Origin of the sequence: Paenibacillus sp. FSL E2-0178 (assembly GCF_038593005.1) — a bacterium.
Classification (GTDB): domain Bacteria; phylum Bacillota; class Bacilli; order Paenibacillales; family Paenibacillaceae; genus Paenibacillus_AQ; species Paenibacillus_AQ phytohabitans.
Genome location: NZ_CP151953.1, coordinates 2,903,510 through 2,918,606, shown reverse-complemented (window position 1 = coordinate 2,918,606; position 15,097 = coordinate 2,903,510). Strand labels below are relative to the sequence as shown.

The following is a 15,097-nucleotide window of genomic DNA, read 5'->3' as shown; positions in this document are numbered from 1 at the left end:
TCTTTCAACTGTTTTCTTTAAGTTGTTGTTATCAAGTGAAAATTTAAGAAACGAAGTCACTAATAAAAAAAGGACAACGAATAATAAAAAAGAGCCATTAATCCGGTAAAATATTCATACTTATATCAGCGCTTTTCTATCAAGAAAGTGATTTTGACATCGCATCGTGTCCATAACCTCAAGAAATTCGACAATACCGGCGAAGATAGGGAGGACCTGATCTCCATTGGCACCATCGGGCTGATCAAAGCGATTGAGAGTTATCGCCCTAACAAAGGAACGAAACTCGCCACTTTTGCGGCCCGCTTGTATTGAAAACGAAATTCTGATGCATCTCCGTTCGCTGAAAAAAACGCAAGGATGTGTCTCTACATGATTCGATTGGGACGGACAAGGAAGGTAACGAGATCACCCTAATCGATATCCTTGGTTCCAATGCAGATGATATTGTTAAGGAAGTGGATCTCAAGATCGAGAAGAGCAAGATTTACCGCAATCTTGACATTCTGGATGACCGGGAGAAGGAAGTTGTAGTGGGCCGCTTCGGCCGGACACCGGCAGGGAAGAGCGGACGCAGCGGGAGATTGCCAAGGATCTGGGGATCTCGCGGAGTTATGTACCTGTTAAACCTTATTTCTTTCAAAATGAGTTCACATCATTTTTCCCTTTAATCAGGCGAGCGCTCTCCCGTTATATTGGGAAAGCGCTCGCCGTATTAACACGTTTTTCTATTAACTACCGTATTACCAAGGCAGCTCTGTATCCATATGAAAGAACTTGCCTGTCGGTCCGTCCGAAGGCAACGTGGCAAGCATTACGCTTGTCTTACCGCCATCTTCAAGATCCATATCAGCGTATTTTCCGCCCAGTGGAGTCTTCACCCAACCAGGGTAAGCAGAATTCACTTTGATTGGTGTATCCTTCAGCTCATGTGCAAGATGGGTCGTAAAGGTATTCATTGCCGCCTTCGAGGCATCGTAAGCAAGAAGCTTGACATCATAAATTTGAGCAGCGGGATCGGAATGGAGTGTATTCGATCCAAGCGCACTGGATACATTAACAATTCTTCCGGCTGGCGCTTTGCGAATCAACGGCAGCAGTAGCTGAGTTAATTCAACCATGCTGAAGAAATTGGCATCGAAGGTTTCACGCATAACGACCGGCGAAACGGTGCTTGTTTCATTAATGGGTGCAAGATCTTCAATCTCTATCTGTATCCCAGCATTATTAATCAACATATCAAGCTTACCGTACCGCTGTTCAAAAAAATTGTAGGCAACTTGAAGGTCTTCGGCTAGATTGACGTCCAATTTGATACTCTCCGCTTGGATTCCCTCCGAACGAAGTGTATCCGCAGCAACCTTCCCTTTCTCCAAATCACGTGATCCAATAACGACAGTGGCGCCAAGCTTACCTAATTGACGTGCCGTTTCCAATCCAATGCCACGATTTCCTCCAGTTACAAAAGCAACTTTGCCGTCTATGTTTATAGTCATTTTTAAATTCTCCTTTAAGATTTATTTTATACAGTCCTTTGACTTAGCCTTGATGATTTTAGGATTGGCATCACACCTAAAATTAATGCCGCTTTCGATTTGAAACGAGAACGATCATTCTAATTATGTTAAAAATTTATCCCAGGACTGCTAAAGTTGTATTAATAATGCTTTCCAGCTTTTCTTTGTCTTCTGTCGTTTTAATCATTACACGCAATCCCACCCAAGCATTATGCAGATAGAGGGAAAGGCTCACAGCATCATAATGTTCGGGGATTTCTCCCGTTTTCTGACCGCTCACCAGCAAATCATACAACAATTGCTCTGAAGCAAAAAACTGCTCATGAATTTTAACTGCCACTTCTGGATCCAGCAGTGACAGTTCAACGGCCGCATTTACCGTTAAACAGCCCTTGGGTTGATTCTCTTCACAACTGACTATCATTTCAAACAACTGCCTGATAGCCTCTTTGCAGAATTTGAGCGATGAATGCGATTCGTAATATTTCAATTCAAAGTCGAATTATATCGGTTCAAGACATCCATAAATAACTGAAGTTTGTCTCCGAACGTATCATACAAGCTTCTTTAATACCACGTTGATTTCAAACTCTTTGCTTCTCGCCATAATCATTCTCACGCCCTTTTGCTGCCCCACCTCCTGTCTGCAATTCATATTATCATATTGAGAACGATCGGTAAAGTATTGTTTTGAATTGAGCTGCAGCCCGCAGCAATGGGGTTTATGTGTACATTACGGATTGCACCGTGAAGAAAATCGTTTCCATTTTATGATTACTTTCCCTTCTATATGGTCACTAAAATATATAGCCATTTTACTTTTAGGCATTTTACACCTGGACGTTGAAACTTGCCACTCGCTATATTGAACGTGAATTTGGGAAAACCTTTAGTCTGCGTGGTCTGTCTTTACTCTTGCATCGACTTGGATTTAGCTACACGAAAGCGACGTACACCTTGGCGGCTGCGGATCCCGAAGAGCAAAAAGAGTTTCGGGAGAAAACAGCGCTTACCAGTCCTTGCAGTACAACTGGTTTCCTCGAGGGCACCAGCGCAAGATCAAAACGTATGGCAAGAATGAGGGTGCCAAACTCTTTGGAACGCTGGACTATGCAACGGGAAAAGTGTTTTACCAGGAAAGTGAATCTTACGATACAAAGGCGTTCAAACACTTCTTTGTCTCGCTTCTCACCGAATATCCTACCGGACGATGTGATTCACAACGTTTTCTGCGATAAAACTTACAAAATTCGAACGGCAGTCAGCCGATTCATGAAACATTTAAATCAGAATCCACTCGAAGTAATTGATCGACTGTGTCTTAATGTGTAATTCTTCAGCTCATTTTATATATTTATGGAATCAAATTAATATTTTCTGCTACTCAACACGCCCTGGACATTTAGGTAAGCCATAAGTAAAATCCCTCTAAATTTTAGAACCTGACTAATTCAGGTTTCAGATTCTGGAGGGATTTTTTTGGGGATTGGTCATCCCAAGTTGTAGCTATACTACGTACCTCTCATTTTTCCGATGGGACAATAAAAGAAAGAGGATGTTATAATAGGCTCTACTTATGACTTATATAGCCGTTGAAAAGGACTTCAGTATTTACATTATTTATTTTCACCGTACCTGAAACATATGCAAACATAGATAAGGGAATTTAATTTTAGGTTGATAAGAAAAACAAACAATTACTAAGTCAAAACAAATATAATTGTTGAAACTAAATAGCTACCTGGCGAAATAGTTCTAAGTCTGCTATTTATATTCATACTCCTCCTTTTATAATATTGGGAAATAATAAAATGAGGTATTCCAATGAGCGAAGTAATTGATCTAGTTTACTCGCATAGAAAGGCGATAAGCAAGCTGTAGTCGCGCAGATTCACAGATCGATCAATTAATTCACAAATATTCGCGACAGGTTGGGAAGCTGAACGAAGATTGTAAACGGCAAATAATGCTGGAACTCATATTAGCTATACATCGTTTTGATCACAGCAGGCATCAATTGAATTTTGGACCCTTTGTTGTAGTAAGGAGAGGAGGCCTTTTATCACATGAATATAGGCAGGATCAGGACATGGATAAAGAATCAACGTATCAAAAAGAAAATCATGCTTGTTTATTTTCCGCTTGTTGTCATTCCAATTATTGCTCTTGGATTCTTTTCTTACATCATGAATACGGATGCAATCATTAAGAATACAAAGAAGAATGTTCTGGATGAATCCAGGCTGATCGTCATGAAAATAGAGAATGTTTTGTCCAGTTCCAATGCTTCCGCCAACATCTTGATGCAGGACTTGAATAAAGAAACAAAATTAAAGTTGATCGAACCGGATGAATCCTGGCAGGATGAACTGCAGACTTCGGATTACGATCTCCTCAATAGGGTTGAGGACAGGTTGGATATTGCCATGATGCTGTTCCCTGAAGTGGATTCTGCGATATTTATCGATCGGAGCATGCATGTGTACAGCACAAATCCAGCCCTGATTACGGGAACCCGGGAAGGGTTGACTAGCCCGATGTTTCGGGTAATTCAGCAAAGCAATGGAAAAAACATCGGATTTCCGATGCAGCGCCGGTCGTTTTGGGTGATGAGCAAGGGAGATACTGTCTATACGATCGGCAAAAAGATACTGGATTTAGAGACGCTGGAAACAATTGGTTATCTTTTTGTCAATATTAACGAAAAAACGTTCGAGTTGGTCTATCGTTCCGTAGGCTCGCTTCAGTCGAGCGTTTACTATGTGATTGACGAAAGGGGGAATATCGTCTCCTCTTCAGACAAGAATAGGATTTTGACTCCTGCGGAGCATGGCACAGAAGTTGGAGGTGAGGTGTCTGCAGCCGGGACCGTGGAGAAGAGTGGATACTCTGACGGGCGAAAAATATTGTATACTTCCACTGGCTTTGAACAGCAAGGGTGGCGGCTGGTCAATGAGACACCTCTTCGCGAACTGACCCGAGATTCGAGGCAGGTATCAATCGTTATTTTGGTCGTTGGCCTCATATGCCTTCTGCTGGCCGTGTTCGGAGCGATGATCCTGTCCAAATGGATTGCAGCCCCTATTATGTCTTTGGCCCAATACATGAAGCGGATTAACGAGGAGAATATTGATAAGCCCCTTGAAGTAGGGAGAGGTGATGAGGTCGGGATACTCGCTGCCGGTCTCAACAAGATGATGGGTAGAATTCAGGAGCTGCTCAACCGAGTGAAGAATGAGCAACAGAAAAAACGAGAATTCGAGCTGGCGCTGATTCAAGAGCAAATCAAGCCTCATTTCTTCTACAATACGTTGGATCTCATCTACGTCTTATGCCGGTCTGGTGAGAGTGATGAAGCGGGCAGGGCCACTAAGGCGCTGGCTGACTTTTACCGCATTGCACTGAGCAACGGCAAAGATATCATCACGCTGCGGGAAGAGATTCAAAACGTGGAAAACTACTTGAAAATTCAAAGAATCCGCTATGCGGATCTGTTCGATTTTAGCATTGAAATCCCCAATGAGCTGCTGGGCTGTAAGCTTCCCAAGCTCACGCTCCAGCCCTTGGTTGAGAATAGCATTTATCACGGGCTTAAAGAAAAGGGGGAATTTGGGCATATTATCATTACCGGTTACAAACAAGAGGAGAGCGTTTGTATCAAAGTATCCGATGATGGCATCGGATTTTCACTTCCTGAATTGAAGCAACTGAGCCTGAATAATACGGATAAGAATTCGTTCGGTTTAAGCAGCGTGGGAGAGCGGATTCGATTGTATTTTGGAGAACCCTACGGAGTTAATATATCGAGCAAAATGGGAGAAGGTACTGATGTTATAGTTCATATTCCCTTACAGATGAAAGGAAATGGATAGAATGTATAAAGCGATCATAGCGGATGATGAAGCGGTGTTTCGAAAATACTTGATGGGTGCGATTGATTGGGGGACTCACGGCATTCGCGTTTGCGGTGAAGCGAAGAACGGGGTTGAAGCACTTGAGCTGATTGAGCGCGAATCACCTGACTTCGCACTCATTGATATTAATATGCCGTATATGAATGGAATTGAGCTTGCGACCGCTATTAAGGAGAAGCATCCGTCTACAATTGTATTATTCGTGACGGGCCACAGTGAGTTTGAATATGCCCGGCAAGCTATCAAAATCGGCGTATCGGATTACATTCTAAAGCCGTTTGACGAAGAGGAACTACTCGCGGCGGTCATCAAGATGAAAAGTGAAGCGGACAAGTCCAGGCTTGAACAGGATCAAAATAGGAAGGAACGGTCGATCTGGAGGGAGAGCTTGCTTAACCAACTGATCAGCAAAGGGGTAGGCAATGAGGACAAAAAAATGCTGAATCATTTGAGTATATTAGATATTCAGGATTTGAACTCCGCGTTTCAAGTAGTTGCCGTTGAGATGGATGACCAATATCAGGATTTTGCGGATGCAGATGAGATTAGTCTGCGGAAACTGATCATTTCGAACATCCTAAATGACTTGAAAACGAGTGAAGAAAATTATTACATCTTTGAAGGGCCAGAAAACCGGGTGGTTACGATTTTAGAGCTTGCGGGCAGCGACGATCCGGGGCGGCTGGAGGAATACTTTTCACGACTTTGTCAGTTGATTAAGCGACATTTCGGGTTTAGCGTCAAAGTAGGAATTGGCCGGCCAGGGCGGGGGATCTCATCCATTCACCAGTCCTATATGGAATCGGTCATCGTCCTTAGCAATAAGATTTCGATGGAGCAAAGAGATGTCGTTTTCTATGAACAGATTGCTTTGCGTTTCGGCAATATCGGATTTTACCCCAGTGAAATGAATGAGAAGCTACTTGTGTATTTGCGGCTTCATGATCAGGATGAGATTTTCAAAAGCCTAAGTGCCATCCAGCAATTTATTCGCAGTCATCAATTGACGAGCGATTATATCCATATGATTTTAGCAGGGCTTGTTTCGCTATGCCTGACTTATATCTATGAAATCGGTAAAACGGTTGAGGAGATTTTTCCTGATGGTTTTTCCCCCTTTCAGGAAATCACCAGAAAGCCTTCTCTGGAGGCTGCCTTTGAATGGATCCGCGAGTTGTACCAGATGACGATTGAGAAGTCAGAGAACATGAAACACTCCAAATCAGGAAAGTTGTTGGAGACTGCTCGTGACTATATTCATGCCCATTTTCAGGACAGCCAGCTCAAAGTGGAGGAAGTGTCCAAACAACTTTATGTCCAGTCCCGCTATCTTCGTAAGATATTCAATCAGGAACTAGGTATGGGCGTAAGTGAATACATTACTGAATTCAGAATGCAAAAAGCGAAGGAACTGCTCGTCTCTGGACAAAATTTGAGGTTGGCTGACATTTCACAGATGGTAGGTTACAGCGACCCCGGCCATTTCAGCAAAAGCTTCAAGAAGAATACCGGATTCTCGCCCAGCGAATATGAGGTCATCAAGCGAAAGTAAATATTCTGTCCGAATTATCCCTATGTGTTCCGATTCGTCCCTTCTGGTGGAGGATGATCTTTAATACAATTACCTATGTTAAGTCAACTTGCGAGAAGAGAGGGATCGGGGATGTTCAAAACAATGAAAAAGTCTTCAACAATATTTTTGGTAATCGCTTTACTCGCCGCTTTGACGGCATGCGGCTCCAAAAATGATAACGCTACCAATGACAAATCGGGACAAGCTGATGCTAAACAGGTCAAGCTGAAATTTTACGCCCAGTACAGCGGAGAGAACATTCAAGTGTATGATGCGGCCAAGGCAGCGATGAAAGAGAAGATGCCTGAGGTTAATGTGGAATTCGAGGTGGCCGCTCAGGATGATGATCAGAAGATTAAGACGTATGCCGCGGCGGGAAGTCTGCCTGATATTTTCAGCGCTTCGAGCGGACTGATTGAAGTGTTGAAAAACTCAGGCAATCTGATGGAACTGGATCAAGTGGTGGAAGAAAACCACATTGAGGACTTGCTCAATGATATTACCAAGAAAACGCTGCGCAACAAGGATGGTCATATTTACGCCGTTCCGGAAGTTGGGCAATGGTCAGCCGTCATTTATTACAACAAAGAGCTTTTCCAAAAAAACAACATTAAGGTTCCAGAAAATTATACGGAGTTCTTGCAAGCCGTAAATGCATTTCATTCAGCCGGGATTACGCCGCTCTCACTGTTTGCCAAAGAGAAGTGGCCAGGTGTGCAATTGTACGATATGGCCGTGGTGGGATCGGAGCCTGAAGGCATCAAGAGGCTGGACAACGGAGAAGGTGATTTCTCGGATGAAGCCTACCAAGGTGCCTCGCAAAAAATATCCGAACTTGTAAAAGCCGGTATGCTATCGAAGAATGCCTTTACCATGACATGGGATGACGCTCTGGCTCAATTTACTTCCGGAAATTCGGCTATGATCTTAAACGGCGCATGGGCCATGAACGATTTCTACAAGCAAATGGGCGATAAGTTTGGCATCCTCTATACGCCGCTTACCGATGCGGATAAAATCGCGGATCACAAATGGAATGTAAGCGGCGGCGGCGGTGGCGCAAGTGGAGGGTTTGCCGTATCGAAGAATTCAGATAACAAGGAAGTTGCGGCGAAATACGCTGCGCTCTTCTCCCTTGAATATGGGAAGCAGCGTGTCTATCTCCTCGGCGACCCGAATCCGGTTCAGATTGACAATCCCGAACCGAAGGACGGATTCTCCCCTATTCAGAAACAGTATAAAGAGGATGCCGTCAACTTCAAAACGATGTCCGTCTTCCCGTGGGGGCTGGAAAATCCCAAATTCAAGACCTCTCTGGAGGACAACGTACAGAAGCTGCTCAACGGTCAAAGCGTGGATGGTTTCACAAATGATATGAACAAGGCTTTGGAAAACGCTCGCAAATAGAAAGTAACCGGCAGAGAAACAGGTTATTCTTTCTAGAATATCCTGTTTTTTTGCAAAGGAGGACCCCATGACAGCCAAACAAAAAAACAATATAGCCTTGCTAGTTTTTACTGCTCCTACCTTGATCTTCTTCACACTCATAGTTGTCTTTCCAATTCTGCAAACCTTTCAGAAAAGCTTCTACGAGTGGGACGGAATTGGGAAAGCTACCTTAATTGGTCTGGATAACTACGTTCGCTTGTTTCAGGATGACGATTTTTGGGTTTCCCTAAAAAACGGTCTGATCTTTGCCTTGGTGCTCGTAATTTTTCAGCTTGGTATCGGAACCGTGCTGGCCATCGTATTGAGCACGCCTGGACTAAAAGGGCACCGGTTTTTCAAAACGGCTTACTTTATTCCGGTTGTCTTGTCTGGAGTTGTTGTGTCACAACTGTGGGTTGCTATCTATAATACTGATGGCGGGCTGCTCAACAGCTTGTTCTCGTTGTTAGGACTGAACTATCAGCAATCCTGGCTGAGTGGAACCCACACATCTATCTGGGCCATTGCCTTCACAAATGCATGGCAGAATATGGGTATTCAACTCGTACTGATTTATACGGCGATTAAATCAATTCCCGAGCAGCTCTATGAGGCAGCCAAAATTGACGGGGCGTCTTATCTGAAAACACATTGGAAAATCACGCTGCCGCTGCTGAGCGAGACATATAAATTCGGACTGGTCATGGCGATTACAGGTGGCTTGAACGCTTTTCAGAACATGTTTGTTATGACCAACGGAGGACCCGGCAACATCTCGTATACCTTCACCTTCATGATGTATAAAGCTGCATTCCGCTCGGGTGAATACGGATATGGGTCGACCGCAGCAACATTCCTGGTAATTGAGTGCCTGCTGTTTACGATCCTGATCAACAAATTTGTGGCAAAAGAAAAATACATCTAAGAGAGGAGGCCAAGAAAGTGTTGAGTAGCAAGTTGAAAAAGTCTCCGCTATACATTATGCTGTCCCTTTATCTTGTGGTCAGCGTGTATCCGTTGCTATGGCTGCTTTTCTATTCCTTTAAAAATAATGAAGAAATTTTCTTTACGAACCGATTTGGTCCTCCTCATCCGTGGAGAATTGAAAATTACCGGAATGCCTTCAATGGTTTCGATCTTTTCATGTATTTCAAGAACAGTCTCATTGTATCGGTGGCTACCGTGGCTGGAACCCTGATTCTATCACTGATGTTCTCTTATGCTGTAGCGCGAATGAAGTGGAAGTTTGCGGGTGCTAGCCGGATCTATATGACCGCAGGAATGTTCATTCCGATGCAGATCATTCTGATCCCACTTCTCGTGATTGAACGTAATCTGCATTTGCAAGACAGCTATTTGGCGGTGATTGTGCCCTACGTGGCTTTCCAGTTGTCTTTTGCCACGATTGCGTTTTATGGTTACTTCCGTTCGTTGCCTCCGGAATTGGAAGAGTCGGCTGCCATTGATGGGGCCAGTGTGTATACGACATTTTTCAGGATCATGGTACCGCTAGTGAAGCCGGCCATTGCTTCTGTAAGTATTTTCGTCTTTCTATTTGCCTGGAACGAATTTCTGGTCGCTTTGGTGATGATCAGCGACAATGCGTTGAAAACTTTGCCGCTTGGCCTGTTGTATTTCCAAACCCAATTTAGTTCCGATTGGGGAGCCATGGGAGCCGTCATGGTAATCTCGACGATTCCGACGATTCTGATTTATCTGTTGTTCTCTGAACAGGTAGAAAAATCGCTTACCGTAAGCTCGGCTGTGAAAGGATAAGGTGATACGATATGTTGCTGCAAGCAGGGTCATATGGATTGAACATTCGAGGGGACGAAGAACGATTTCGTTTTGGTGTGGAGCTATTATCCGAAGATGAAGGAATTTCTGTTATCCGGTTTGTGATGGATTCCGATCAGCCCCAAGATCCAAGCGAAATTCGAATCTCCTGGCGTCACCCAGCAATCGATGTTGCCGGGTATTGGGATCCCGGAGTCAATCGGGAGAGAGGGATTCGCGTTGACTTTAACGAGCCGTTTCTTTCGAAGGCGACTTCTTTGGCTCCAGTGGCCATTCTTTACAATGCGCTCGGGCGGAACAAGCTCACGTTCGCTCTTTCCGATGCACTAAATCCAGCCAAAATACGAGTAGGGATTCACGAAGAGTCAGCGGAATTTGATGTGATGGTGGAATTATTCACGGAAGCCTGTTCGCCGATCACTCATTACGAGGTGATGCTTCGCATCGACACGCGCGAACAGTTCTATTCGGAATGCCTGAAGGAAGTCGGCGAGTGGTGGTCTTCCCAACCCGGATATGCTCCTTCTGCCGTGCCAGAGGAAGCCAGACTTCCGATGTATTCTACCTGGTATAGCTTTCATCAGCAGCTTGTTCCGGAACAGATCCTGCAGCAGTGCAGATTGGCCAAGAGCTTGGGCTGTGAAGCGGTCATCATCGATGATGGTTGGCAAACATCTAATTCGGAACGCGGTTATGCCTACTGCGGCGATTGGCAGGTATCCAGCGAGAGAATAGCGGATATGAAAGAGCTTGTCGCGAAGGTGCATGGGCTCGGAATGAAGTTTTTACTGTGGTATTCGGTCCCCTTTGTGGGAATCCATTCAAAAGCATGGAACAGCTTTGAAGGCATGTTCATGAATCGATACGAAGATGGTACCGCTGTCCTCGACCCTCGCTACCCGGAGGTACGGGAGTATTTAATCGGCATTTATGAACAGGCCTTGCAACAATGGGCAATCGACGGCTTTAAACTGGACTTCGTGGATTCGTTCAATCTGTCGGAGGAGCAGAAAAACTCTTATGGCGGCGGGAGGGATTACGACTCCGTGCCTGAGGCCGTTGACCGGCTGCTGACAGACACAATGTTCCGGCTGCGCGCAATGAAGCCGGACATTATGATTGAATTTCGTCAGAAGTATATCGGTCCATTAATGAGGAAATATGGAAATATATTTCGGGTAGGAGATTGTCCTAACAATTACAGTCAGAACCGAATCGGGTCGATCGACATTCGGCTGCTAAGCGGCAATACGGCCGTGCATTCCGATATGATGATGTGGAATGGTAAAGATGAGCCGAAGAACGTTGCGCTGCAATTCATCCACGCATTGTTTTCGGTGCCACAAGTCTCGGTGTTATTTGATCAGCTTCCGGATGAGCATGTTGCCGTGACGAGGTTCTGGTTAGGGTTTTGGCGTGAGCATCGCAATTTACTGCTGGACGGAACGCTTATGCCCACGGCGCCGGATCTGTTGTACCCGGTCATCTACGCATACAATGAGAAGCAGTGGCTTGCAGCCGTATACAGTGATGCGTTAGTACGGGTTAGCTTCAAGGTGGAGCAATGTTATTACATTGTAAACGGCACGCCTAACGATCAAGTGACGATTATTCTGGATCATGAGATAGAGGCATGGTTAATCGTGCGGAATTGTCAGGGGGAGATTGTCAAGGAGCAGCAAACTCTACTAAATCGTGGGATTCATCTCATCCAAGTTCCCCCTTCCGGCCTAATCAAGCTGCAGATTGGCTGATCAGGTACACGTGAGGCAGATATACACACGATAAAATGAAGGAGAGTACAATAATGAAAGGAGCAACCAGCTATTGGTCAACTCGTTTGATTTTAACCAAGCAATTGATTTCTCAGCAGCAGCTAACGACGTATTAGCTGTTGGCGAATTACTTATTGATCTCATATCAGACGACTATGATGAGGAGTTCCAAAGCTCAACCTATCATAAGTTTTTTGGCGGATCACCCGCTAATATTGCCATGAATGTACGTAAATTGGGCATTCATTCTCAGGTAGCCGCAGCGGTAGGAGAAGATGGATTGGGTCTTTTTTTGGTCAACGAACTGCGTAATGCCGGAATTGAGCCGCATTTGGTGGAACGAGTACCGCTAGCAACTAGTATGGTGCTGGTCACGAAGAGCAAATCTTCTCCCATTCCTATTTTTTACCGGGGTGCTGACCATCATCTTGGCTTCCGGGCTGAACTGGAAGATACGTTAATGCAATCAAAAATATTACATTTTTCCTGTTGGCCAATTTCTATGCTGCCTTCACGCCATACAATGGAGTCATTGATTGAAACAGCGAGAAAAAATCAGATTTTAATCGGATTTGATCCCAACTATCATCCTATGATCTGGAATAGAAATGAAGATGGTATTGAGTATTTGAAGTCAATTATAGGTATGGTAGATATTATTAAGCCGTCGGAGGATGACGCGGAACGGTTATTTGGCAGAGATACGCCAGAAAATCAAGTCCATAAGATTTTAAACCTAGGCGCAAAACTTGTCATCATGACCTTGGGGGAGAACGGAGCAATCGTATCCAATGGAAAAGAGACTGTGACGTTCGGCACTCTTGCGACGGAAGTAGTGGATACAACAGGAGCGGGTGATGCTTTTTGGTCAGGATTTTACTCGGCGCTTGTTAAAGGATTCACGATTCGGCAAGCTTTATCGCTGGGGTTTGCTGTCAGCGCCTATAAATTGAAATTTACAGGCGCGGTCGTGGATTTACCTAAACTGGAGGCCATTAAAGAACTATACTCGATTTAGGAGGATCGCAATGGGCATCAAAAATAAAGTACAGTTGATTACCTATCCCGATTCTTTGGGCGGGGATTTAAACACTCTGCATCATGTTCTCAATAAGCATTTCTCGGATGTTTTTGAAGGTGGAATACACATTCTTCCGCCATTTCCATCCTCGGGTGACAGGGGGTTCGCTCCCCTGACATATCTGGAAATCGAACCTTCCTTTGGTTCATGGGAGGATATCAAAGCAATAGGGGAGAACTATGATATTCTCGTTGACTTAATGGTCAATCACATATCGCAGCAATCGTCTTATTTTCAAGACTTTCTCGAAAAGGGACGCGATTCCGAATACGCCGATCTTTTCCTAACGCTGGATAAAATCTGGCCGAATGGTGAGCCTCTTCAACAGGATATCGAAAAAATGTTCTTAAGGCGTCCTTTACCTTATTCCACATTTGCGATTCGTAACTCTGGCAAGGAAGAACGAGTGTGGACTACTTTTGGGAAAACTGATCCATCCGAACAAATCGATTTGGATATCGGATCCGAAAAGACAAAGGAACTTCTGACCCGATTTTTTGAGAATTTTCAGAAAAACAATATTAAGATTGTCCGCTTGGATGCGGTCGGTTACGTTATAAAAAAACGAGGAACAAGTTGTTTCTTCGTGGAGCCTGACATTTACAGTTTTTTAGATTGGATCATGGACATGGCGAAAAGGATGAATATCGAGTTGTTGCCTGAAGTCCATTCGCATTACAGCATTCAGCATAAACTGGCGGAGCATGGCTTCTGGATCTACGATTTTATTCTGCCGTATCGGGTGCTGGAAGCATTAATCAATCGTTCAAGCGAGGAGTTAAGCGAATATCTGAAGAGTCGTCCGCATAAGCAATTCACCCTGCTGGATTGCCATGACGGTATCCCCGTAAAACCGGATATGGATGGTCTAATCGACACAAATGAGGCGAAAAATCTGGTGAACCATTGTGTGGAACGAGGCGCGAATCTAAGCCTTATCGTGTCCGACGAGCATAAGGATGAAGACGGTTTTGATGTCCATCAGATCCGCTGCACATTCTATGATGCGTTGGACCGGAATGATGATGCGTATCTTGCAGCAAGGGCGATCCAGTTCTTTACACCAGGCGTACCGCAGGTCTATTATGTCGGTCTGTTCGCGGGAGAGAATGACTACGGACTGGCAAACCTCACTGGAGAGGGCCGGGACATCAATCGTCATAATTATTCTCTCGATGAGATTGAGCTAGCTGTCGAGAAACTTATTGTGCAACGCCTACTAAAGCTAATTCGGTTTCGTAACAATCACAATGCTTTCAATGGCAAATTTTCAGACATTACTGCCCAAAGTGATGAGTTGAAGCTTTCATGGCAACATGAGACTACGAGTTGCGAGTTGCACGTAAATTTAAAGAATTATAACACTACAATTTTTTATGTAAACGAGAATGGTTCAACTGAACTTTTTATCGTTTAATCAAGGCGGCTTCCATCATGGCTACGGTGAGCTTGCTATTACCGATTAGTATATCAAGGCTAATCGTTTGTCTCAGATATGGTTTAATATCCTAAGGTACAAACAAGCCTAAAGCCTGTACTGGTAAATTGCTACAACGCTCCTTTGTTTGGTATGGGCACAGAAAGATACTGAAATCCGAAACAACTCTAATCTTTATGTTTCCCCGGATCGTCAATCCTTTGAATGAAGGTCCGGCGGTGCTCAAGCGAAACAGTAAGATATTTATTCTATGTGACCCGAAGGCGTTAGAAATATATGGAATTTCGATTCATGTCCAACATTCAAATATGATGAAGTGTAATCACAATGGCTAATAAGAGTGATGATAGGAGCAATTAGGTAAAGGATCCTTTTTCCATAGGAGAGAACGAGGAGGATTGCATGGCTCTCATGAAGTATTGAGAGCTATGCGATCTTTTTTATTAAATGATCAGTACATTGCTCATCGGTTTTGCTGAATATACTTTGGAACTGTATTCGAGGTGAGAATAAGTGTTGGAAGTGTTGGTATTCGCCAAAACTTTTACATTTTTGGATTTAGGAGAGAGTCTTT

10 protein-coding genes and 1 pseudogene are annotated in these 15,097 nt (G+C 44.2%); 9 read left to right on the top strand and 2 right to left on the bottom strand.

The features are described 5' to 3' along the window. Window positions 1–177: 177 nt before the first annotated feature. Window positions 178–619 (top strand): annotated as a pseudogene (locus MHI42_RS12700) (sigma-70 family RNA polymerase sigma factor); the annotation flags it as partial. A gap of 124 nt (window positions 620–743) precedes the next feature. Here MHI42_RS12700 and MHI42_RS12695 read toward each other — a convergent pair. Together MHI42_RS12695 and MHI42_RS12690 are read right to left on the bottom strand one after the other, a co-directional pair. Continuing rightward, complete coding sequence (locus MHI42_RS12695; protein ID WP_342424022.1) at window positions 744–1,496, bottom strand: SDR family oxidoreductase; 753 nt, start codon at window positions 1,494–1,496, stop codon at window positions 744–746. A gap of 136 nt (window positions 1,497–1,632) precedes the next feature. Further along, window positions 1,633–2,007 (bottom strand): TetR family transcriptional regulator C-terminal domain-containing protein, encoded by a 375-nt coding sequence (locus MHI42_RS12690; RefSeq protein WP_342424021.1) that lies wholly within the window; start codon window positions 2,005–2,007, stop codon window positions 1,633–1,635. Window positions 2,008–3,583: 1,576 nt separating this feature from the next. Between MHI42_RS12690 and MHI42_RS12685 the strand changes: the two genes are divergently transcribed. The 8 genes from MHI42_RS12685 (at window position 3,584) to gtfA (ending at window position 14,502) form a co-directional block, all read left to right on the top strand. Further along, complete coding sequence (locus MHI42_RS12685; protein ID WP_342424019.1) at window positions 3,584–5,389, top strand: sensor histidine kinase; 1,806 nt, start codon at window positions 3,584–3,586, stop codon at window positions 5,387–5,389. 1 nt (window position 5,390) lies between these two features. Continuing rightward, a complete protein-coding gene (locus MHI42_RS12680; RefSeq protein WP_342424018.1) occupies window positions 5,391–6,983 on the top strand; it encodes a response regulator in 1,593 nt (530 codons plus the stop codon). Between the two features lie 75 nt (window positions 6,984–7,058). Beyond that, the gene (locus MHI42_RS12675) at window positions 7,059–8,411 is read left to right on the top strand and encodes an ABC transporter substrate-binding protein (RefSeq protein ID WP_342424017.1); all 1,353 of its coding nucleotides are present in this window, start codon (window positions 7,059–7,061) and stop codon (window positions 8,409–8,411) included. A gap of 67 nt (window positions 8,412–8,478) precedes the next feature. Then, window positions 8,479–9,357, top strand: a complete 879-nt coding sequence (locus MHI42_RS12670; RefSeq protein ID WP_342424016.1) for a sugar ABC transporter permease — start codon at window positions 8,479–8,481, stop codon at window positions 9,355–9,357. Window positions 9,358–9,374: 17 nt separating this feature from the next. Further along, window positions 9,375–10,208, top strand: a complete 834-nt coding sequence (locus MHI42_RS12665; RefSeq protein ID WP_342424015.1) for a carbohydrate ABC transporter permease — start codon at window positions 9,375–9,377, stop codon at window positions 10,206–10,208. 11 nt (window positions 10,209–10,219) lie between these two features. Further along, a complete protein-coding gene (locus MHI42_RS12660) occupies window positions 10,220–11,983 on the top strand; it encodes a glycoside hydrolase family 36 protein (RefSeq protein WP_342424014.1) in 1,764 nt (587 codons plus the stop codon). 73 nt (window positions 11,984–12,056) lie between these two features. Continuing rightward, window positions 12,057–13,022, top strand: coding sequence for a sugar kinase (locus MHI42_RS12655; RefSeq protein WP_342424013.1), 966 nt, complete (start codon window positions 12,057–12,059; stop codon window positions 13,020–13,022). 10 nt (window positions 13,023–13,032) lie between these two features. Beyond that, window positions 13,033–14,502, top strand: a complete 1,470-nt coding sequence (gene gtfA, locus MHI42_RS12650; protein WP_342424012.1) for a sucrose phosphorylase — start codon at window positions 13,033–13,035, stop codon at window positions 14,500–14,502. Window positions 14,503–15,097: the final 595 nt, after the last annotated feature.